The sequence below is a fragment of the Bradyrhizobium sp. B120 genome, assembly GCF_049075665.1.
Classification (GTDB): Bacteria; Pseudomonadota; Alphaproteobacteria; order Rhizobiales; family Xanthobacteraceae; genus Bradyrhizobium.
This window is the reverse complement of record NZ_CP185242.1, coordinates 4,666,176-4,688,187: the sequence shown is the minus strand read 5'-3', so window position 1 is coordinate 4,688,187 and position 22,012 is coordinate 4,666,176. Positions and strand designations below refer to the sequence as shown.

General features: G+C 65.9%; 18 protein-coding genes and 1 pseudogene. 7 read left to right on the top strand and 12 right to left on the bottom strand.

Annotation, left to right across the window (positions count from 1 at the left end; all coding sequences use genetic code 11):
* Positions 1-88: 88 nt before the first annotated feature.
* The 7 genes from ACOIX3_RS21420 to ACOIX3_RS21390 form a co-directional block, all read right to left on the bottom strand.
* Positions 89-517: a hypothetical protein gene (locus ACOIX3_RS21420; RefSeq protein WP_092114590.1), complete on the bottom strand. Its 429-nt coding sequence runs from the start codon at positions 515-517 to the stop codon at positions 89-91.
* A gap of 256 nt (positions 518-773) precedes the next feature.
* Entirely contained in the window at positions 774-1,478 is a 705-nt protein-coding gene (gene lexA / locus ACOIX3_RS21415) for a transcriptional repressor LexA (RefSeq protein WP_092114589.1), read from the bottom strand.
* A 243-nt stretch (positions 1,479-1,721) separates the two neighbouring features.
* Positions 1,722-2,933: a gephyrin-like molybdotransferase Glp gene (gene glp / locus ACOIX3_RS21410; RefSeq protein ID WP_420964174.1), complete on the bottom strand. Its 1,212-nt coding sequence runs from the start codon at positions 2,931-2,933 to the stop codon at positions 1,722-1,724.
* 19 nt (positions 2,934-2,952) lie between these two features.
* Entirely contained in the window at positions 2,953-3,585 is a 633-nt protein-coding gene (locus tag ACOIX3_RS21405) for an HAD family hydrolase (protein WP_420964173.1), read from the bottom strand.
* 1,067 nt (positions 3,586-4,652) lie between these two features.
* Complete coding sequence (locus tag ACOIX3_RS21400; RefSeq protein ID WP_420964172.1) at positions 4,653-5,315, bottom strand: response regulator; 663 nt, start codon at positions 5,313-5,315, stop codon at positions 4,653-4,655.
* Entirely contained in the window at positions 5,312-6,733 is a 1,422-nt protein-coding gene (locus ACOIX3_RS21395; RefSeq protein WP_420964171.1) for a histidine kinase, read from the bottom strand. Before ACOIX3_RS21395 ends, ACOIX3_RS21400 begins: the two co-directional genes overlap by 4 nt.
* A gap of 10 nt (positions 6,734-6,743) precedes the next feature.
* Positions 6,744-6,959 carry a hypothetical protein gene (locus tag ACOIX3_RS21390; protein WP_420964170.1) on the bottom strand — a complete coding sequence of 72 codons (216 nt, stop codon included), beginning with the start codon at positions 6,957-6,959 and terminating at the stop codon, positions 6,744-6,746.
* Between ACOIX3_RS21390 and ACOIX3_RS21385 the strand changes: the two genes are divergently transcribed.
* The 6 genes and pseudogenes from ACOIX3_RS21385 to ACOIX3_RS21360 all read left to right on the top strand — a co-directional run bounded on the left by ACOIX3_RS21385 (position 6,958) and on the right by ACOIX3_RS21360 (position 13,561).
* Positions 6,958-7,887, top strand: a complete 930-nt coding sequence (locus ACOIX3_RS21385) for a DUF2380 domain-containing protein (protein ID WP_420964169.1) — start codon at positions 6,958-6,960, stop codon at positions 7,885-7,887. The genes ACOIX3_RS21390 and ACOIX3_RS21385 overlap by 2 nt on opposite strands.
* 107 nt (positions 7,888-7,994) lie before the next feature.
* Positions 7,995-8,907: pseudogene (locus ACOIX3_RS21380) on the top strand (amino acid ABC transporter substrate-binding protein).
* Between the two features lie 199 nt (positions 8,908-9,106).
* Complete coding sequence (locus tag ACOIX3_RS21375; RefSeq protein ID WP_420964168.1) at positions 9,107-10,123, top strand: ABC transporter substrate-binding protein; 1,017 nt, start codon at positions 9,107-9,109, stop codon at positions 10,121-10,123.
* A gap of 419 nt (positions 10,124-10,542) precedes the next feature.
* Complete coding sequence (locus ACOIX3_RS21370; protein WP_420964167.1) at positions 10,543-10,692, top strand: hypothetical protein; 150 nt, start codon at positions 10,543-10,545, stop codon at positions 10,690-10,692.
* A gap of 145 nt (positions 10,693-10,837) precedes the next feature.
* On the top strand, positions 10,838-12,025 hold the full coding sequence (locus ACOIX3_RS21365) for an NADH:flavin oxidoreductase/NADH oxidase (RefSeq protein WP_420964166.1): 1,188 nt from the start codon (positions 10,838-10,840) through the stop codon (positions 12,023-12,025).
* 186 nt (positions 12,026-12,211) lie between these two features.
* A complete protein-coding gene (locus ACOIX3_RS21360; protein WP_342728902.1) occupies positions 12,212-13,561 on the top strand; it encodes a S41 family peptidase in 1,350 nt (449 codons plus the stop codon).
* 141 nt (positions 13,562-13,702) lie between these two features.
* On the opposite strand, the gene ACOIX3_RS21355 is transcribed toward ACOIX3_RS21360, so the two are convergent.
* The 5 genes from ACOIX3_RS21355 to ACOIX3_RS21335 form a co-directional block, all read right to left on the bottom strand.
* Positions 13,703-16,435: a bifunctional diguanylate cyclase/phosphodiesterase gene (locus ACOIX3_RS21355; RefSeq protein WP_420964165.1), complete on the bottom strand. Its 2,733-nt coding sequence runs from the start codon at positions 16,433-16,435 to the stop codon at positions 13,703-13,705.
* Positions 16,436-16,594: 159 nt separating this feature from the next.
* On the bottom strand, positions 16,595-17,110 hold the full coding sequence (moaC, locus tag ACOIX3_RS21350) for a cyclic pyranopterin monophosphate synthase MoaC (RefSeq protein ID WP_420964164.1): 516 nt from the start codon (positions 17,108-17,110) through the stop codon (positions 16,595-16,597).
* A gap of 4 nt (positions 17,111-17,114) precedes the next feature.
* Complete coding sequence (gene trpC, locus ACOIX3_RS21345) at positions 17,115-17,936, bottom strand: indole-3-glycerol phosphate synthase TrpC (protein WP_420964163.1); 822 nt, start codon at positions 17,934-17,936, stop codon at positions 17,115-17,117.
* Between the two features lie 11 nt (positions 17,937-17,947).
* Positions 17,948-18,961, bottom strand: a complete 1,014-nt coding sequence (trpD, locus tag ACOIX3_RS21340; protein WP_420964162.1) for an anthranilate phosphoribosyltransferase — start codon at positions 18,959-18,961, stop codon at positions 17,948-17,950.
* Between the two features lie 70 nt (positions 18,962-19,031).
* A complete protein-coding gene (locus tag ACOIX3_RS21335; protein WP_420964161.1) occupies positions 19,032-20,933 on the bottom strand; it encodes a SurA N-terminal domain-containing protein in 1,902 nt (633 codons plus the stop codon).
* 240 nt (positions 20,934-21,173) lie between these two features.
* Between ACOIX3_RS21335 and tpiA the strand changes: the two genes are divergently transcribed.
* Positions 21,174-21,926 carry a triose-phosphate isomerase gene (gene tpiA / locus ACOIX3_RS21330; protein WP_420964160.1) on the top strand — a complete coding sequence of 251 codons (753 nt, stop codon included), beginning with the start codon at positions 21,174-21,176 and terminating at the stop codon, positions 21,924-21,926.
* Positions 21,927-22,012 lie beyond the last annotated feature (86 nt).

Genomic DNA, 22,012 nt, shown 5'->3' with positions numbered 1-22,012 from the left:
GCTGCGCCCCGGAACCCGGCGTCCGGGGTCGCTCGAAATCGCTTAGGTCATCCGCCGCCGGACAGCTCATTCCGCGGCGACGATGCGTTCAACCCAAAAACAGCGACGCAAATGCGGAGGGCCGCCGCTCCACCACCTTCGGCTTCTGCTCGACCGGCGGATGCAGTGCCGGCAATTGCAGCACGCTGACGCGTTGTCCCTCGACCAGCTGGGTCACCAGCACATGGCTGCCGTCGGGGAATTCGACCGCGTCATGATGGCGATCGGGAACGTCGGGCTCGACTTCGTTGAACACGCCGACGCGGAAGTTCATCGTCTTGGTCCAGATCCAGCGGCTGTCGTAGCGAACGTTCTCGGCGAAAGCGAGCTCGGTGCCCGGCAGCATGCAGACCGCGACAGTGGGATCGGTCTCCGAAGCAAAGCCGCGGGTCGACGTGCCGCGGAAAGTCGTGGTGATCAGCGTCTCTCCAACAATGGCGGGGCGCGACGCCACGGCGTGCAGACTATAGTCACACATCGGATGGCTCCTCTAATCGAGGTAGCGACCCGTGCCTCTCCTTGAGGCATAGGGCCTCTACCAGAGTGGACGATAGCGAACGAGTGTCTCCTCGTTTCTGGGCGATTGTACGACTGGTCGCCCAACGCTCCCGATCACAAACACGCGACGCTGCGTGAGAGGTATCGGAGCGCATCGGGCAAACAGCACGTTGCGCTATCATTCAAGGAACGATCCGATGTGTTGCTCGTTCCCCGCCGCCGCAAGTATTTGAAATTCAGTATTTGCGATAGAGGCCGATCAGCTTGCCCTGGATGCGGACCCGGTTCGGCGGCAGGATGCGCACTTCATAGGCGGTATTGGCCGGCTCCAGCGCGATCGATGCGCCGCGGCGGCGGAAGCGCTTCAGGGTGGCTTCCTCCTCGTCGATCAGCGCCACCACGATGTCGCCGGTGTTGGCGACGTCGTTGCGCTGGATCAGCGCCATGTCGCCGTCGAGGATGCCGGCATCGACCATCGAGTCGCCGCGCACTTCCAGCGCATAGTGCTCGCCGGAGCCGAGCATGTCGGGCGGTACGCTGATGGTGTGGCTGCGGGTCTGCAGCGCCTCGATCGGCGTACCGGCGGCGATCCGGCCCATCACGGGGACCGCGACCGGACGGTTGCCGTCGTCCTCGGCGATCGGCGGCGAGCTGGTGCGCTTGCCGAGGGTGCCTTCGATGACGCTCGGCGTGAAGCCGCGGCGGCCGTTGCCGCCGCCAGCCGAGAGTTCGGGCAGCTTGATGACTTCGATGGCGCGGGCGCGGTTGGGCAGGCGGCGGATGAATCCGCGCTCTTCCAGCGCAGTGATCAGGCGGTGGATTCCGGACTTCGAGCGCAGGTCGAGCGCATCCTTCATCTCGTCGAACGAGGGCGGTACGCCGGCCTCTTTCAGACGTTCATTGATGAAACGCAGAAGTTCGTACTGTTTGCGCGTGAGCATCTCGAGTATTCCCCCGGTTGGTAGCGTCGTTCGATTCCGAGACTCTTCAGGTAGGCCTGCAGGCGGGGCCTGACCTCAGGAGCACGGTGCTCATCACAAGCGCTCCCTCGCGGCCTCCCATTTGTACACACCAGTACTCGAAACAAATCATGAACGGACACTATATGTTCGATATGTGTTCCGCAACCACTTAATTTCCGGTGAACGCATCCGGCGAGCGCTCAAGCGATGCGGTCTGCGCCGTCACTCGGGCAGTGTCAGGATCTCGCATTCGCTGCCTTTGACGGCGGCAGGCGCAAACGGCGGACGCACGAGAAGTGCCCGTGCCGCAGCGAGATTCCCGAGCAGCGACGAGTCCTGCTGTGTGACCGGCGTTGCGATCAGCGTGCCGTCCTCGCGCGCCTCGATGCGTGCGCGCAGATAGTCCTCGCGCTGGTCGTTGGCGGCGAGGTCGCGGCCGAGCAATGCGCTCTCGCGGCGATGACGAACAGCTTTTCGGCCGCTCAGTGCCCGAATCAACGGCACCAGAAACAGGAAGGCGCAGACATAGGAGGACACCGGATTGCCGGGCAGGCCGATCACCCGCATTGCGCCGAGCCGGCCATGCATCATCGGCTTGCCGGGTCGCATCGCAATCCGCCAGAACGCCATCTGAACGCCCTCGGCCTCCAGCGACTGCTTGACCAGGTCGTGGTCGCCGACCGAGGCGCCGCCGGTCGTGATCAGGATGTCGGCACCGGTCTCGCGCGCCCGGCGGATGCCGGCGGTGGTGGCTTCCACCGTGTCGGCGGCAACCCCGAGATCGACGGTCTCGGCGCCCTCGGCGCGCGCCAGTGCCCGCAGCGCGTAACCGTTGGAATAGACGATCTGGCCGGGCCCGGGCGTCGCGCCCGGCATCACCAGCTCGTCGCCGGTCGCCAGCACCGCGACCTTCGGACGACGGTGCACCGCGAGGTCCGGATAGTTCATGGCGGCCGCCAGTGACAGCGCGCGATCGGAGAGGCGGCTGCCGGCGGCGAGCAGCACGTCGCCTTCACGGAAGTCGACGCCGGCCGGGCGGATGTGCCGTCCGGCGGCAGCTGGCTCGGTGATCGTGATGTGGTCGCCGTCGACGGCGGTGTCTTCCTGGATGATGACGGCGTCGGCGCCATTAGGGATCACGCCGCCGGTGAAGATCCGCACCGCTTCGCCGGCGCCGACCGTGCGCTCGAACGGCCGGCCGGCGGCGACTTCGCCGATCACCTTGAGCCGGACCGTCAGATCACCGGCGTCGGCCGCGCGCACGGCATAGCCGTCCATCGCCGACATCGGCTGCGGCGGCTGGGTGCGCAGCGCGGCGAGGTCGCGCGCCAGGGTGCGGTGGTAGGCGGCATCGAGCGCCACCATCTCCTCCGGCAGCGGTTCGGCGCCGGCGAGGACGGCGGACAGGGCATCGGCAACCGGCATCAGGGCCACGCTCGGAGCTCCTTCAATCCTAATGTTCAATACCAAGTGCAGTCAGAGCCCGCGCCACGTCATCCGTCGATGTCACGTGGATGGCATGAAGGCCGCGCGCCCGCGCGCCCTCGATGTTGGCGGCCAGGTCGTCGAAGAACAGGATCCGCGACGCCGGCACGCCGATGGCTTTTACCACATGATCGTAGGCCTCGGCGTCGGGTTTCCGATGGCCGATCGTCGAGGACAGGAAGACGGTGCGGAAATGGCTGAGCAGCTCGGCATGGATGACCGAGAAATGCGCGACGTGGGCCGGATTGGTGTTGGAGAAGGCGTAGAGCGGCATCCGCTTCGCGGCGGTCGCGAGCAGGGGGGCGATGCCCGGCATCTCGCCGGTGAAGATCGCATTCCAGCCTTCGAGGAACTGCGCATCGGTGATGTCGATGCCGAGCGTCCGGCGCAGATTTGCGAAGAACGCCGCGTCGTCGATCCGGCCGATCTCGTGATGCTTGAAGCTGTCGTCGACGACAAATCGCGTGGCGAGGTCGGCCGGCGCGCAGCCGGCATGCTGCGCCCAGTGCGCCATCACCTTCTCGAAGTCGATGTCGAGCACGACGCGGCCGATATCGAACAGCAGCACGTCGACGGAATCGGGAGAGAGTTGCGAGGTCATTGCGTGAAACCGTGTACGAGAATTGCGGGCGGGCGGCAATGTCCCCGATTTGTGCGGCAGGCATGCGACGACGGTGGCGGGGTGTCGTCCCTGCGAAAGCAGGCTCACGGCCACGCCAAACTTTCAATTCCGCGCTTCTCAGGGTGACGGTGATAGAGACGAACTCGAGATCTCCCCAATCGTCGTCCTGGCTTTCGCCAGGACGACACCGAATGTGTGGCGCGGCCTGCATCCCGTCGTCCCTGCGAAAGCAGGGACCCATAACCACTGGGGCGTGTTGTTAAAGAGGGCCGTGGCCCCAGCGTCGCGCAACGATCACCTTCGGTGGTTATGGGTCCCGGCTCAAGGCCGGGACGACACCGAATTTGTTGCACGATCCGTGAAAAGACACCTGCCGCTAGGGCGTCAGGACCACACGACTTCACCGTCCGCATTGCGCGCTCTCGTCAGTCCCGCACGCAGCGTCCAGCGCATCTCGACCCACGTTCGTGGCGACCGCGAAGCGCCCCTCGATCGACTTGCAGGCTGCCGGGCAGACCTCTCACATCCTGGACAGCGCCAGGCCAAGGTAGGCGATCAGCGCGCCGGTGCTGAGGATGACGACGACGAGCGCCTGCTCTGAACGTGCCTGCAGGGTTTTTCGGCTCACGGCGATGACGCTCCATCCTTCAAGATCATGCTGTCCAACTAACGTCGGCTGATATCCGTTCCGGTTCCTGCCCGGGAACTTTCATCAATGTCGGCTGCCTCGGCATGGCGCGTCTCGTTGCAGGCCAGAAACGCGCAACGCCGCCCGCATTGAAATAGGACGGGCGACGTTGGTTCTAGCCCCAGGAGGAATGGCAAAATCCTGACGTTATGGATACGCGCGAGCGAGCAATAAGGTTCAGTCTTCGACCCGTATGAATCCGGTAACTCCGAAGGAACAAAGGAAAGCGCCGGGGCGAGGTCTAGGATGGTGTGACCAAGTTGCTCTGGCCTCAGCGTGTACCCCCTCGCTGGGGCCCTTCTTTGAGCAGCGATCTCGATGAGCGCGGCTAGCAATGCAAGCCGGCCCCGATGCGGACTCACCGTTCGCCCAGATCGATCTGCGTCAGAATACCCTGCCGCAGCGCGAGGCGGACCAACTCGATATCCGTGCCGACGCCGAGCTTGTCCTTGATCAGGGAATGCAGGTTCGCGACTGTCTTGGGGCTGAGATGCAGTGCCTCGGCGATCTCGTCGGTGGTCTTTTCCGCAAGCAGCATGCGCAGCACCTCGAACTCCCGCGCGGTCAGGAGGTCGGCGGCTGCGCTCTCGCCGGCGAGGTGGCTGAGCGCGAGTTCGTGGTCGATGTCCGGGCTGATCGCGATCTTGCCCGACAGCGCGTCCATCACGGCGTGCACCAGCGTCTCCGGCGGGCTGGTCTTGGTGACATAGCCGCTCGCGCCGGCGCGGATCGCCTGCACGGCAAACGCCGCGTTCTGGTGCATGGTGAACACCAGGATCTTTGCCCGCTTGTCCCACTGCCTGAGGCGCCGGATGGCCTCGATGCCGCCGATGCCGGGCATCGACAGGTCCATGATGACGAGGTCGGGCCCGGTTTCCTTGTAGAGGCGGTAGGCCTCGACGCCGTCGGAGGCTTCGGCGACGACCGAGAGGCCCGGCTGCTTCTGCAGCATCGCCCGGTAACCCTCGCGAACGACGGCGTGGTCGTCGACCAGCATGATGGTTCGCACCGTATTGCTCATGCGGCGCGTTCCACAAATGCGGCCTCTCGGCCGGCCGCGACGGGAACGCTGACACGGAGCGACGAGCCGTTGGGCTGTCCGGCCTCGAAGCTCAGCCGCCCGCCGAGCGCGGCGACCCGCTCGCGCATGCCGAGCAGGCCCATGCCGGACTTCACTTGAGGATCGCTCTGGGGATCGCCGGGCCTGCCATCATCGTCGATCGCGAGCATGATTTCGCTGCCGCCGCCGGCCGAAGCCGTCTCGCGCATCTCAAGCCGCAGCATGACGCGCGTGGCGCCGGCGTGCTTGGCGGCGTTGGTCAGCGCCTCCTGCGCGATGCGATAGAGGTTGGCGCCGGTCGAGGCGGGGATGCGCTCGAACGATCCCGATACGGCGATCTCGAACCGCGGCTGTCCCCGGCTGCGGCCGTTCCAGCCGGCGATCAGGCCCTCCAGGCTGGCCGCAAGGCCGAGTTCGTCGACATCGGGCGGGCGCAACCTGAAGAGGGCGCCGCGCAACGTCTCCATCATGTCGGTCGCGGTCCGCGCGATGCCGTCGCATTCGGCGAGCAGAGGCGGGCAATCCTGGACCGCGGTCAGGCGCGCCGAGGCGGCGAGCGCGCGGATCGCCGCCAGCGATTGCCCGAACTCGTCGTGCAGCTCGCGCGCCAGATGCCGGCGCTCCTCGTCCTGCACCACGATCAGTTTCTGCGTCAGCGCGTTGCGGTCGGAGAGCGCGGTGGCGAGGCGCTCGGCGAGCTGATTGAAGACGTCGCCGATCGCCGACAATTCGGCGAGGTCGAACGGCGGCAGGCGCGCGGTGAGGTCGCCAGCGGCGATCCGTTCAAGCCCGTCGCGGATCAGCCGCGTCGGACGCAGCGCACGCGACAGCGCCGCATAGACCAGCGCGCAGAGCAGCGGCAGCGCGAGCATCAGCACCGTCATCAGCCGGCCGGCGTCGTGCCAGGCCTCGGTCGTCAGCACAGCCGGATCGACCCAGACCACGGCCTCGCCGATCGCCTGGCCGCGCGCAATCACCGGGCGCACGGTCTCCCGGCCGGGATCGAACAGGCGGCGATAGAGCGCCGCGAAGGCTTGCGGCGGCGCGGCCGTATCGGTCTGCGTGCCGCCGCAGAAGCGCTGGCGGATCTCGCCGCCATTGCTGCGAAAGGCGAGGCACAGGCCCGGCGCCATGACCGAGGCAGCAACGCTGTCGAGATCGGGGAAATCGGAGCGTGGATTGTTCAGCCACTGGATCTTGCTCTGCTGCAACTCGAGCGTCCTGGCGGCGACATCGGCAACGGCAGCGATCCTGGCGCGCACCGAGCGGTCGGCCTCGATCAGGAAGTAGCCGGAGATCGCGGCAAAGCAGAGCAGCGACACCGCAGCCACACGCAACGTCAGCCGCAGCTTCAGATCGCTTCCGGACCAATACCGCATCGGCATATCCTCAGAGGTCGCAGACGACCCTCGGCGCGTGGTTGCGGGCAGGGCCGTCACGCCCATTAAACGGCAGAACGAAGGCGTCGAGAAGTGTCGCCTTGGGTGCGGACCACCGTCGTGAAATTTTCCCGGCATCGGCCGGGAAGCGCTCCGCTGCGGCGCGGATGCTGGCCGGCCTAGGCTGCGATCCACCCCGCACCAGCACCTGAAAGGCCTCGATCATGCGCCAATCCCGCTTCGTCTTGCACGCCCTTGCGTTGATCGGCCTTCTGGCCGGACCTTGTCCGCTCCGCGCCGAAACCGGCGCCGCATCCCCGCTTGGCGTCAGCGTCGATGATTTCAGCTATGTCGACACCTCGGGCGAGGTGATCGACCAGACCGCCACCCATCAGAAGCGGCTGGATGCGTTCATGGCCGCGCTGCGCGCCGATGTCGCCGCCGAGCCCCGCTATCGCCTGGTGCCGTCGACGGCGCCCGCCGGCGAGGCTCAGATCAAGGTGGTCGGCGGCGTGCAGAAGATGAGCACGCTGGTGCAGTGGGCCAAGGTCGCGGTGATCGATGTCGGCGCGAGCCGTGTGCTGTACGAAAAGCTCTACACGTTCCGCGGCGACAATGACGAGGCATGGGACCATGCGCGGATGTTCGTGTCGCGCGAGGTGCGCGCCGTTCTTGCCGCTGCGCTGCCGACGGCACAGGCCGCCGCCGTGGTGCCGATCGGGCTTGCGGTGTTCGAGTTCGAGCTCGAGGATAATTCCGCGGCACCGTCGTCCGGCCTTGCCGGCTCGGACGCCGCCACGCTGGCCGATGTCACCCAGGGCGTCCGCGACCGGCTTGCGCAATCCGGCCGCTACCGCCTGGTCGATACCGGCGGCGCAATGGCCGAGGCCGTCAAGGCGCGGGCGCTGCGCGACTGCGACGGCTGCGAGGCGGCGATCGCGCAGAAGCTCGGCGCCGATCAATCGCTGATCGGCGTGATCAGGCGGGTCAGCCGGACCGAATACACGGTCGGCTTCCAGGTGCGCGATGCCCGCAGCGGTGCGGTCGTCTCACGGGGCGACAGCGGCTTGCGGATGGGCGCCGATTATTCATGGACCCGCGGCGCGGTCCATTTGGTCGGCGACCGACTGCTCGCGGACGGCGCGCAGCAATAGCGATCCGGACCATCGCAAAGCGCGATAGCTGATAGACACATCATCTTCTATCGCCAGGCCTGTGTGTGGGCTATCACCGCCATCCGATCACCGCACAGGAGCCGCGGATGCGTTTGCCCGCCGTCCTTTTCGCTCTCGCGCTCGCCGTAGGCCCTGCGGCCGCCGAAGAGCTGTCGGGCACGCTGCAGAAGATCAAGGAGACCAGGAAGGTCACGCTCGGCTTTCAGGAGGCTTCCGTTCCCTTCAGCTATCTCGACGACAATCAGCGGCCGATCGGCTTCGCGCTCGATATCTGCCTCAAGATCGTCGATGCCGTGAAGAAGGAGCTGGGCATGCCCGACATCGCGGTCGACTATCTCCCGGTGACCTCGTCGAACCGCATCCCGCTGATGGTCAACGGCACGATCGACCTGCATTGCTCGGCGACCACCAACAGCGCCGAGCGCCAGAAGCAGGTGACCTTCACGAACTCGCACTTCCTGAGCGCGACGCGCTTTGCCGCCAAAAAGTCCGCCGGCATCAACACCATCGACGATCTCAAGGGCAAATCCGTCACCGCCGTTGCGGGCTCGGTGAACCTGACCCAGCTCATCAAGGTCAACACCGAACGCAAGCTCGGCATCAACGTTCAGCCGGCCAAGGACCAGGCCGAGGCGTTCCTGATGCTGGAGACCGATCGCGCCCAGGCCTATGCCCTCGACGATGTGCAGCTCGCGGTGGCAATCGCGCGATCCAAGCAGCCGGCGCTCTACATGATCAGCGAGGAGGCCTTCTCGAAGGCCGAGCCGTTCGGAAATCATGCTGCGGAGGGAGGACGCGCCGTTCAAGGCGCTCGCCGACCGCGCGACGGCCGAGCTGTACAAGAGCCCGGAGATCGAGGTCATGTACAAGAAGTGGCTGGAAGCGCCGACCCCGCCGAACGGCATCAACTACAACGTCCCGATCTCGCCGGCGCTGCGCAACGCGTTCGCCCATCCGAGCTCGAGCTTCGATCCCGACGTGTACGAGATCGCCAAGTAGCGCGGCTGCAATAGCCCGGATATCGCTGCGCTCATCCGGGCTACGTTTCGTCGTCGGATATTGTTTTCCGCGCAAATCCGTCGATCCTTGGAACGACTTTTCGCGCGCGCAGCGAAAAACGAAATAGCGTCTCATATACATCGGCGGGTTTTCTCCTAAGCTTGCAGGCAATGTAACTGCTGATCAGGAGCCTAAGCCGGTGACCACGCCATCTTCTCTTTCTCGACGTTCCGCGCTCGGCGTTCTCGCTGGAAGTCTGGTTGCCCGCGGCGCGCGCGCGGAAACCGGGGCGGGCGGCGGCGCCGATCTCGGCGGCGTCACCTTGCGTGTTGCCTATTACAAGGGCGGCTGGCGTCCGCTGCTGCAGGCCGCCGGCGAGGACAAGACGCCCTACAAGATCGAATGGAAGGAGCTCAACAACGGCGTGCTCCACATCGAGGCCCTGAACGGCGATGCGCTCGACGTTGGTTCGGGCAGCGAGATTCCCGCGATGTTCGCCGCGCGCCAGAACGCCAAGGTGCGCTTCATCGCCGTCACCCATGAGGATCTCAACATCCAGGTCACGGTGGCGGCAAAGGATGCGCCGATCCATTCGATCGCCGATCTCAGAGGAAAGCGCGTCGGTTATGTGCGCACGACCACGGCGCATTACTTCCTCGCCAAGCAGCTCGAGGAGGCCGGGCTTGCGTTCAGCGATATCGAGGCCATCAATCTGACGCCGTCCGACGGCTACTCGGCATTCGCCTCCGGCAAGCTCGATGCCTGGGCGATCTACGGCTACAACGGGCAGCTCGCCATCGCCAAGCAAGGCGCGCGGCTGCTCAAGACCGGCGTCGGCTATCTCTCGGGGAATTTCCCGATCTACGCCAATCCGAAGGCGGTCGACGATCCGCTGCGCCACGCGGCCGTCAGCGATCTTTTGCTGCGGATCCAGCGCGCCTATGCGTTCGCCAACAAGAATTTTCCGCTCTATGCGGCGGCACAGGTGGCCGAAACCCATCTGCCGTTGCAGGACATTCTCGACCAGTTCGCCCGCCGCAGCGACGACTTCTCGCTGGCTGGTGTGAGCCCTGACGTGCCGGAGACCCACCAGAAGGTTGCCGACACCTTCCTCAAGCTCGGCGTGCTCGACGCGCGCGCCGAGGTCGGAAAATTCTGGGACACGAGCTTCAACGACGCGATCGCGGCGGGTGCGGCAAGGCTCGCGCGGAGTTGACGGCCGTCGTGAGGATGTAGCCCATATGGGCTAGGTGATGGACGGGCAGGTTCCCGGAGATCGCGGCATTACTCGCGATAAAATTCCAGACCGCTTGGAACTGCAGATATTTACGACCCCAGCATGACGGCTGGAGCCGCAGGAGGTGTTGCGTGCCTCTGGGGCAATGATCAGAGCACAGCCGCCGAACGGCACACTGACGAGAAAAGTTCCAGCATGGCTGCGGCGGGTTGTGCCGTGCTGCCATGCAGACCGAAGAGCTTGCGGGACGCGTCAGGTCCGTACGATGATGATCTCGACCGCGTTGAATCGAATGCGCGTCAGGTAGACAGCCCCGGCACGCCTTCAACGGTCCCGGGGCCGGTTTTTGTTTGCAGCAGATGATTGTCGCTGATGCTGATTGTTGCTCGGAGCTGAAATTGAATCACGACACGTTGGCCAAGCTCACCGTCACCATCATCGTCCTGGTCGCGCTGCTGGTCTGGCGTGTTGCCGACCAGAAGAAAGCGATCGCATGCGGGCTAGGCTGCCCGACGGACGTCTCGGCGAACCGAAAGCTCGCTCAGTAGGATCAGCTCGTTGATCGATGTCGCCTCGGTGATGCGCGCCGCGTGCCTCTATCGGCGATCGCGCGGGGCGTATATCGTCGGCGGAAATTACAAGGTCGGCCAAATATCGGTGCCGCGCGCCGGGTAACGACCTCATGAGGAAGCGATGTCCGACATGCTGTTGTTTTCGCCGATGACCATCCGCGGCGTCACGCTGAAGAACCGCATCGTGGTGCCGCCGATGCATCAATATTCGGCCGAGAAGGGCTTTCCGACCGATTGGCATCTGATGAATGCCGGCAAGTTCGCCGCCGGCGGCGCCGGTCTCGTGATCGTCGAATCGACCAAGGTCGAGCGGCGCGGTTGCGGAACGATCGGCGATCTCGGTATCTGGGACGACAAGTTCGTCGCGCCGCTCAGTCGGCTCGTCAGCTTCATCAAGCAGCAGAACGCAGTCGCCGGCATCCAGCTCGGCCATTCCGGCCGCAAGGCGCGCGCAAGCCGTCCCTGGGAGGGCGACCGTCCGCTCGAACGCAGCGCCGCGATCGAGGATTGGGACGCCTGGACGCCGGTGGCGCCGAGCGCGATCGCCCATAGCGAGCGCTGGCCGGTGCCGCGCGCGCTGGAAACGCAGGAGGTGAAGGACCTCGTCGCGGCCTGGGGGCAGGCGGCGCGGCGCGCGCACGAGGCCGGATTCGAGGTGCTGGAGCTGCACGGCGCCCATGGCTATCTCGTACACGAGTTCCTCTCCGCACGCTCGAACCAGCGCAGCGACGAATATGGCGGCTCGGAAGCGAACCGGATGCGCTTCCTGATCGAGGTGACGGAGGCCGTGCGCACGCATTGGCCGGATCACAAGCCGCTGTTCGTGCGGCTGTCGGTCGAGGACAATGCCGGCTGGGGTCCGGAACAGAGCGCACGGCTGGCGGCGATCCTGAAGCCCAAGGGCGTCGATGTGATCGACTGCTCGTCGGGGGGAATCAGCGAGATGGCGCCGATCCTCGGCAAAGAGATCAAATACAACTATCAGGTGCCGCTGGCGGAATATGTCCGCCGGCACGCCGATATCATGACCATGGCGGTCGGTCTGATCATTCACGGCGATCAGGCCGAGCAAATCCTGCGCGATAAACAAGCAGATTTGATCGCTGTCGGCCGGGAGATCCTCAATAACCCGAACTGGCCGATGGATGCCGCGCTAAAACTCGGGGTTGAAGGGCCATTTCGCCATGTTCCTCCGCAGTTTGGCTATTGGCTGGGCACCCGGGCCAAGCGCGGATTCGGGACCCGGCCGTCGACCTGGCAGAGCGGGTTGCGGGAGGCTGGGCCAGAGGCCGACCGGGAGCTGACTTGAGGCTGACGTGGTGCTGACTAAATGCTGATTTTGGGGCTGACCAGGGCATCGTGACAGGACCGTAATGGTCCAGTGACAAGGCGGCCTTGATCCGACCAAAAAGCCGTTGTGTGGTGCCCCCGTCGGGGTGGGGCAGGTGAACGTTGCGGAACGTGGCCGGCCGATAGCGAAAAAGGATCGCGGATAATGCGCAAACATGTTGGCTTCTTCCTCGGGACGGTTGCGGGAGCGTGTCTCACCCTGCTCGTGGCCTCGCCGCAGGGGGCGCATCTGTTCGCCGTCGCCAATGCCGCCGCGCATGCCGACAACACCTATTCGCAGCTCAACCTGTTCGGCGAGGTGTTCGAGAAGATCAAGACCGACTACGTCGAGAAGCCCGAGGACTCCAAGCTCGTCGAAGGGGCGATCAACGGCATGATCTCCGCGCTCGATCCGCACTCCCGCTACATGAACGAGAAGGGCTGGGCGGAGATGCAGGAGACCACGCATGGCGAGTTCGGCGGGCTCGGCATCGAAGTCACGATGGAGGACGGCTTCGTCAAGGTGGTGGCGCCGATCGACGACACGCCGGCTTCGCGCGCCGGCATCATGTCGGGCGACGTGATCACCTCGATCGACGATGAGCAGATCCAGGGCCTGACGCTCGACCAGGCCGTCAACAAGATGAAGGGCGCGCCCAACAGTTCGATCCGGCTGAAGGTCATCCGCAAGGACGCCGACAAGCCGATCGAGGTCTCGATTGTCAGAGAGATCATCCGTGTCCGCCCGGTGAAGTATCACGTCGAGGGCGGCGACATCGGCTATATCCGCATCACCTCGTTCAACGAGCAAACCACCGAAGGCCTGCGCAAGGCGATCGGCGAGATCCAGAAGCAGGTCCCGCAGGACAAGCTCGACGGCTATGTCGTCGACCTTCGCAACAATCCGGGCGGCCTGCTCGACCAGGCGGTCTCGGTGACCTCGACGCTGATGCAGCGCGGCGAGGTGGTCTCGACCCGCGGCCGCAATCCGGAAGAGACCCAGCGCTTCACCGCCCATGGCGGCGACATGACCAAGGGCAAGCCGCTCGTGGTGCTGATCAATGGCGGCTCGGCCTCGGCCTCCGAGATCGTCGCCGGCGCGCTGCACGACCACAAGCGCGCGACCCTGATCGGCACCCGCTCGTTCGGCAAGGGCTCGGTACAGACCATCATTCCGCTTGGCGCCGGCAATGGCGCGCTGGCGCTGACCACCGCGCGCTATTTCACCCCGTCGGGCCATTCGATCCAGGCGCTTGGCATCAAGCCCGACATCGAGGTGCTGCAGGACGTGCCGGACGAGTTCAAGACCCGCTCCGAGATCAAGGGCGAAGCCTCGATGCGCGGCCACCTCTCCGCCGAGGGTGCCGAGCAGACCGGCTCGCAATCCTACGTGCCGCCGGACGAGAAGAACGACAAGGCGCTGGCCGCGGCGTTCAACCAGCTGCGCGGCGTCACCGTGAACGCCGACGCCAAGAACGCGGACAAGGCCGCGCAGAAGCGGCCGGTGCCGAACTAGGCGCATATCCGCTTCGTCATGGCAGGGCATCGCCGTCCGAAGGACGGCGTCCACGACTTTCCCTCTGCGGAAACGAAGACGTGGATGCCCGGGGGCACGCCCGGGCATGACGCGTGATCGAGAGTCCCGTCCTTCCGAAACTTACGCCGCGCCGGCGACGGGCCTGCGCCGGCGCGCGGCGGTCGGACCCGCAGCGGGGCCACGGCGATGCCCGGCCAAGAGCTCGCGGATCTGGGCGGCCGGCTTCGGCGGGCTGAACAGATAGCCCTGCATTTCCGAACAGCCGAGCTCGCGCAGCAATTGCTGCTGCTGCGCGGTCTCGACGCCTTCCGCCGTCGTGGTCATGCTGCGCTCGGCGGCGATGTTGACGACGGCCTCGACGATGCCGGCCGAACCTTGCGGATCGGCGATGTCGGTGACGAAGCAGCGGTCGATCTTGATCTTGTCGAACGGGAAGCGCTTCAAATAGCTCAGCGACGAATAGCCGGTGCCGAAATCGTCGAGCGCGATCCTGATGCCGATGGCGCGGAGCTGGTGCAGCGCGGCCAGCGCCGTCTCGTCGTCGCGGATCAGCACCGCCTCGGTGATCTCGAGCTCGAGCCGGCCCGCCGACAGGCCCGATGCCGCCAGCGCGGCGATCACCTTGAGCGCCAGCGTGCCGGTCCGAAACTGGACCGGCGAGACGTTGACCGCGAGCTTGACGTGATCGGGCCAGTTCACGGCTTCCTTGCAGGCCGTCATCAGCACCCATTCGCCGAGCTGGTTGATCAGGCCGGTTTCCTCCGCGATCGGCACGAACTCGGCCGGCGAGATCATGCCGCGCACCGGATGGCGCCAGCGCACCAGCGCCTCGCAGCCGGTGATCTCGTTGCTGCGCAGGTCGACGCAGGGCTGGTAATAGACTTCGAGCCCGCTGCCCGCGGCGATGGTCTGCCGCAGCTCCACCTCGAGCTCGCGGCGGGCGCGGGCATCGGCGTCCATCGCCGGTTCGAAGAAGCGCGAGACGCGCCGGCCGGCCGACTTCGCCGCATACATCGCAAGGTCGGCGTTCTTCAAGATCTGGTCGAGATCGGTGCCGTCCCTCGGCGCCAGCGCAATGCCGATGCTGGCGTCGGTCGTGACCTGATGGCCGAGGCATTGATAGGGCGAGCGGATGACCTCGTAGATGCGCGCGACGAGGTCGGTGACCTCGATCTCGCTTTTCACGCCGGTCTGCACGATCGCGAATTCGTCGCCGCCGAGCCGGGCGACGAAATCAGCGTCGCCGATCACGCCGCTCAGCGTCCGTGCAACGGACTTGAGCAGTTCATCGCCGACCATGTGGCCGAGCGAGTCGTTGACGCCCTTGAATTCGTCGATGTCGATATAGAGCACCGCGAGCTGGCTGTCGGGGGCGACATGCGGCAGCTCGCGCTTGATCTCCTCGTGGAACAGCGCGCGGTTCGGCAGGTCGGTGAGCGCATCGTAGTGGGCAAGATGCGTGATGCGCTCCTCGGCGCGGCGGCGCTCGGTGACGTCCTCGTGGGTCGCAAGCCAGCCGCCATCGGCCAGCGGCTCGTTGACGACCTGGATCGAGCGCCCGTCCGGCGTCGCGATCACCATGGTGTTGCGGATGCCGACGTCGCGCAGCACGAGGTTGACGTAGCGCTCGACGTCGCCCTGGAACGAGCCGGTCAGGTGGCGATGCACGATGACGTCGCGGAAGCTGCAGCCGGGCCGGATGACGTCGGCGGACAATCCGTACATCTCGATATAGCGCTTGTTGCAGATCACCAGGCGTTGCGCGGCATCGAACAGCAACAGCCCCTGCGTCATGTTGTTGACGGCGGTGTCGAGCCGGAGCTTCTCCAGCGTCAGGCGCTGCTGCTGGGTTCGGTGCTGCTGCAACAGCTTGCGCACCACGAACGTCAGCAGGATCGCGATCGCCAGCACGGACGCTGCGGTCACCGCGATCAGCATGCCGATCTGCTCGCGCCAGTTGGCGAGCGCCGCTTCCGTGGTGGTCGTGGCGACGACGATGATCGGGAATTTGGTGAGCGCCCGCGACGACACCAGGCGGTCCTTGCCGTCGACCGGGCTGGTCAATCGCGCAGTGCTCTCGGGCCGTTCGAACACCTGCTGCTGCTTGGCCGGGCCGCTCCGAAAATTCTTCCCGATCATCTCCTCGACATGGGGATAGCGCGCCAGCAGCGTGCCGTCGCGATGGTGCATCGAGATCGCGGCGCCTTCGCCGAGCGCAACGGTCGAGAAGAATTTCTCGAAGGTCGCCGGCTCGATGCCGCGCCCGACCACGCCGAGGAACTCGCCATGCGGACCGGTGACCTTGCGGACGATCGCGGTGGTCCAGTTTCCGCTGACGCGGCTGACCACCGGCGCGACCATCATGTCGGGCGAGTAGGGGCTGGATTTGAAGATATTGAAGTAGTCGCGATCGGCGATCGAGGCCTGCGGCAGCGGCCAGGCGCCCGAGCTGTTGATCAGTACGCCGTCGGCGTCGAACACGTTGAGGCTGCCGACATTGGACAGCGCGTCCATCTTGGACTTGAGCATCGCATGGATGTCGGCGGCGGACATCCGGCGCTTGTAGTTCTCCGGGGTCGCGATCCCGTTGTCGCGCATGAACGCGATCAGGTCGCGTTGCACCACCTCGAGATCGTCGAGTTGCTGGTCGAAATGCCGTGCCAGCAGCAGCACGGTGTTCTCGAGTTCGCGCTCGCTGTTGTGCAGGGCGCGCTCTCGGAAATTCTCGGCCATCAGGGTGGCGCCGATCGCGATCGCGGCCATCAGCACGGCGCCGCCAAGGATCAGCCAGCGGATCGGACCACTGCCGACCACCGAGGTGACGTTGAACGAGGCGCTGCCGTTTTGCTTCATCTGACGCTATCGCTTCCAGGCGTTTCACCCGGAAGTAGCTTTCGCGCACCTCCGGCCCGCGAAAGTCGTATCCAAACGAAATGGAGCGCCGGTTAGCGAGATTGGTTAACGAATGGTTGCGCGCCTTTGCGAAAGGCCATCCCTGCGCATCGGCCGCGATCACTCGGCTGCGCGATAGTGCCCGGACTTGCCGCCGATCTTCTCGACCAGGTGAATGCCTTCGATCCGAATGCCGCGGTCGACCGCCTTGACCATGTCGTAGATCGTCAGGCAGGCGACCGAAACCGCCGTCAGCGCCTCCATCTCGACGCCGGTCGGCCCCGTCACCTTGACGCTGGCGCGGACGATGCAGCCGGGTAGCTTCTCGTCGGTTGCGATATCGATCGTGACCTTGGTCAGCGCCAGCGGATGGCAGAGCGGGATCAATTCCGAGGTCCGCTTCGCCGCCATGATGCCGGCGATCCGCGCGGTCGCCAGCACGTCGCCTTTCTTGGCCTGGCCGGACTCGATCAGCGCCAGCGTTGCCTTGCTCATCAGGACGCGGCCTTCGGCAACCGCGGTCCGTTCGGTCGCGGGCTTGGCCGAGACGTCGACCATGCGCGCCTCGCCCTTGGCGTCGATATGGGTGAGGGCGGCGACGGGTCCCTTCGATCCGGCTTTGGTCTTCCGCGCCATCGCGTCAGCGCGTGCCGGTGGCGCGCGGTGCCGCCTGCCGCGTCAGCAAGGCGCGGGTGGCCGCGGTGACGTCCTCTTGGCGCATCAGGCTCTCGCCGACCAGGAAGGTCGACATTCCGACGCGCTCGAGGCGGGCGAGATCCTCAGGCGTGAAGATGCCGCTCTCGCCGACCATCAGGCGGTCGCCGGGGATCAGCGGCGCCAGCGCCTCGCTGGTCGCAAGCGTGGTCTCGAAGGTGCGCAGATTGCGGTTGTTGACGCCGATCATCGGCGAGCGAAGTTTCAGGGCACGGTCGAGCTCGGCGCGGTCGTGGATCTCGATCAGCACGTCCATGCCAAAGCCGAGCGCGGCGTCCTCGATCTCCCTGGCCGCCGTGTCGTCGAGCGCGGCCATGATGATCAGGATGCAGTCGGCGCCATGGGCGCGCGCTTCCGCCACTTGATAGGTGTCGAACATGAAATCCTTGCGCAGCACCGGCAGATTGGTCGCGGCGCGGGCGGCGACCATGAAGTCGAGATGGCCCTGGAACGAGGGCGCGTCCGTCAGCACCGACAGGCACGCCGCGCCGCCTGCCTCATAGGCTTTCGCGAGCACCGGCGGATCGAAATCGGCGCGGATCAGCCCCTTCGAGGGCGAGGCCTTCTTCACTTCCGCGATCAGCGCGTAGTCGCCGCGTGCATGCTTGTCCTTGAGGGCGCCGACGAAGCCGCGTGGAGCTGAGGCCGCTTTCGCGTGCGCCTCGACCTCGGCGAGCGGACGCGCGCGCTTCGCGGCGGCGATCTCCTCGCGCTTGTAAGCCTCGATCTTGGTCAGGATGTCGGACATGTCTCGCGCTCTCAGCCGTTGGAAACCGCGACCAGGTGCTTCAGCCGCGCCGCGGCTGCGCCGCTGTCGAGCGACTGGGCGCCGATCGCCACGCCTTCCTTCAAATCCTTGGCACGGCCGGCCACGATCAGCGCGGCGGCCGCGTTGAGCAGGGCGACGTCACGATAGGCGCTCGGCTTGCCCTGGAGCACGCTCGACAGCGCGATCGCATTGGCGTCGGCGTCGCCGCCCTTCAGCGCCTCGCCGCCGACGCGGCCGAGGCCCGCATCTTCCGGCGTCACCTCCGATGTCCTGATCTCGCCGTTCTCGAGCGTTGCAACGAAGGTCGGGCCGGTGAGGGTGATCTCGTCGAGGCCGTCGGAGCCGTGCACGACCCAGACCTTGTCGGAGCCGAGGTTCTTCAACACCTGCGCCAGCGGCTGCACCCATTGCCGCGAGAACACGCCGACCATCTGCCGCTTGACGCCGGCCGGGTTCGACAGCGGCCCGAGCAGGTTGAAGATGGTGCGGGTGGCGAGCTCGACCCGGGTCGGGCCGACATTCTTCATAGCCGGATGATGCGAAGGCGCGAACATGAAGCCGATGCCGGCTTCCTTGACACAGCGCCCGACTTGCGCCGGCGTCAGGTCGAGTTTGACGCCGAGCGCGGCCAGCACATCGGCGGCGCCCGAGCGCGACGACAGTGCGCGGTTGCCATGCTTGGCAACGGGCACGCCGGCGCCGGCCACGATGAAGGCCGCGCAGGTCGAGACGTTGACCGAGCCGGAGCCGTCGCCGCCGGTGCCGACGATGTCGACGGCCTCCGCTGGTGCAGTGACCGGCAGCATCTTGCGGCGCATCGCGGTCGCCGCGCCGGTGATCTCCTCGACGGTCTCGCCGCGCACCCGCAGCGCCATCAACAGCCCGCCCATCTGCGAGGGCGTGGCTTCGCCCGACATCATGCTGTCGAAAGCAGACGCCGCTTCTTCACGCGTCAGCGTGGCGCCGGTGGCGACTTTTCCGATGATCGATTTCAGGTCGTCCATTCGCTGGCTCAGGGTCTGTTGTTGGAGCGTGGTCGCCGGGCAGCGCGTCGCCGCGCTGTCCCGATCATGCTCAATTATTTGCGCCTGTCACCTGTGCGAAGGCTGCCTGGTTGACGGTCACACCGATGTCGGTCTCGATCTTCGCGACATATTGCGCGACCTGCTCGTCGCTGAGCGAGCGCCGCAGCGCCTCGGTGAGCTGCTTGACCTCGTTGGAGGCGAAGTCGACCGGTGGCACCGTCACGTCGGTGACGCGGAACACCACCCACTGGCTGCCGCCGGCCGCGGAGGTCTGTCCGTCGCCGTCCTTGGCAGTGCGGAATGCGGCCGCGATCACGCCGGCCGGCACGTTGGGCAGCGTGGCCTCGCGGCGGAAGTTCGCAGCGGTCTCGACCTTGACACCGGCCGCGGTAGCTTCGTCGGCGAGCTTGGCGCCGCTGTCGAGCTTCTGGACCATCTCGGTCGCCTTGGCGCGCAGCTTGGCGGAGATCTGGTCCTCGCGCCACTTGGCCTCGACCTGGTCGCGGACCTCGTCGAGGGTGCGCTCGCGCGACGGCGTGATGCCTGTTACGTCGTACCAGACATAGCCGTTGTTGAACTGGATCGGGTCGTTGTCGACGCCGACATCGCTGTTGAAGGCCTGCGACACCACGTCGAGGCCGCGCGGGATGTTCGACGCGACCTGGCCGTTCGGCAGACGTCCCGAGCGATCGATCGCGTCGATGGTGACGGCGGTCAATTTCAGCTTCTGCGCCGCGTCGATCACGCTGGAGCCGCCGCCGCGCTCGTCTTCCATCTTGTCGCGGAGTTCGGCGACCTTGGCGCGGGCGCGCTCGGTCGCGATCTCGTTCTTCACCTGCTGAGCAAGGCTCTCATAGTTCGGGGTCACGCCGGGCTCGATCTTGCCGACCTTGACCAGCGCCACGCCGAAGCGGCCCTGGACCGGCTGGCTGACTTCACCCGCGGGCAGCGAGAAGGCGGCGTCGCCGACGGCCGGATCGAGGATCGCAGACTTCGCGACCAGGCCGAGATTGACGTCGGCGGGATTGAGCTTGCGCTCCTTGGCGATGTCGTCGAACGAGGCGCCCGAGGTGATGCGGGCGCGCGCGGCCTGCGCCTCGCCGGCGTCCGGAAACACGATCTGCGAGACCTCGCGCTTCTCCGGCGTGCTGAGCCGGTCCTTGCGCTCCTCGAAGATTTTCTTGGCATCTTCGTCGGACACGGTTTCCCACTTGCCGATTTCTTCCGGCGTGATCGCGACGAAGGCGATCTTGCGGTACTCGGGCGCGCGGAACTGAACCTTGTGGTCCTCGAAATAGGCGGCGAGCGCCTCGGGCGAGGGCGGATCGATGGTGCCGGCCTGCGCGGTGCCGAGCGTGACGAAGTCGATCGAGCGCTGCTCGTTCTGGAAACGCGTCAGCGCCTCGACCATCGATTTGGTCGGCTCGATCCCGGACGAGATGGTGCCGGCGATCTGCCGCCGCAGGCCGACGCGGCGCTGCTCGGCGATGTAGCGGCCCTCGGTGTAGCCGAAGTTGCGGATCACGGACTGGAAGCGCTGCGGATCGAACTGGCCGTTGAGGCCCTTGAAGTTCGGATCGTTGTAGATCGTGCGCAGCACCTCGGCGTCGGACTGGTTGAGGCCCATGCGGCGCGCTTCCTCGTCCAGCGCGGCTTCCGCGAGCGTCTGCTGCAGCACTTGGCGGTCAATCCCGAAAGCGCGCGCCTGGTCCGGGGTCAGCGGACGGCCGAACTGGCGGCCAAGCTGCTGCAGGCGGTCGGTATAGATCTGGCGGAACTGCTCGGCCGAAATCTCGGTCCCGCCCACCTTGGCGAAGGTCGACTGGCCAAACCCCTTGAAGATGTCGGCAATGCCCCAAATTCCGAAACTGACGATCAAAACGCCCATCACCACGGCCATAATCGTCTTGCCGAGCCAATTTGATGAGGCTTTCCGCATTCCTCGAAGCATGGGTCCAACTTGTTTTACAGGAGGGGAACCGGATCGTACCCAAGTGGGACCAAAAGTCGGGACTTTTTGTCCGGCAGCGGGGCGTCACCGAATTGAAAACGCTTATAAAGTGGCTCGTGTCCCCCCGCAACCTCGGGCGCGCGGGCGGAAGCGTCGCACGGCAGGCGCGAAGCCGCGCTCTGGAAGTCGCCGCCCGGCTCTGATAGCGCAGGGGCACGCTTGAATGATGGGAAATCCGACATGACCGACGCCATCCGGCCGCTGATCGCCGGCAACTGGAAAATGAACGGCCTGAAATCCTCTTTCGCCGAGTTCGACGCGATGCTGGCCGGCGCCGGCGATGTCGCCGGGAAGGCCGATCTCCTGGTCTGTCCGCCGGCGACCTTGGTCGGGGCCTTTGCCGACAAGGCGCGCGGCTCGAAGGTCGCCGTCGGCGCCCAGGATTGCCATCCGAAGGCGTCGGGGGCCCACACCGGCGACCTCTCCGCGGAAATGTTTAGGGATCTCGGGGCGGTCGCGATCATCGTCGGCCATTCCGAGCGGCGCGCCGACCACGGCGAGACCGACGCTCTGATTCGGCAGAAGGCGGAGGCCGTCTGGCGCGCCGGGCTGACCGCGATCGTCTGCATCGGCGAGACACGCGAGCAGCGCGACGCCGGCAAGACGCTCGACGTCTGCGGCACCCAGCTTGCGGGCTCGCTGCCCGACGGCCCGACTGCGGCCAATCTGGTGGTGGCCTATGAGCCGGTCTGGGCGATCGGCACCGGCCTGACCCCGACCGCCAAAGATGTCGAGGAAGTTCACAGGTTTATCCGAGGTCAGCTCACCGATCGCTTCAAGAGCGAGGGAAACCGGATCAGGATCCTCTATGGCGGCTCGGTGAAGCCGTCGAACGCCGCCGAGCTGATGGCCGTCGCCAACGTCAACGGCGCGCTGGTCGGCGGCGCCAGCCTGAAGGCGTCGGACTTCTTGGCGATCGCCGCGGGCTGTTAGGCTCGCCTCGGCTCAAACCGCGTCATTGCGAGCGAGGCGAAGCAATCCATTCCACCGCATATGCGGATCGATGGATTGCTTCGTCG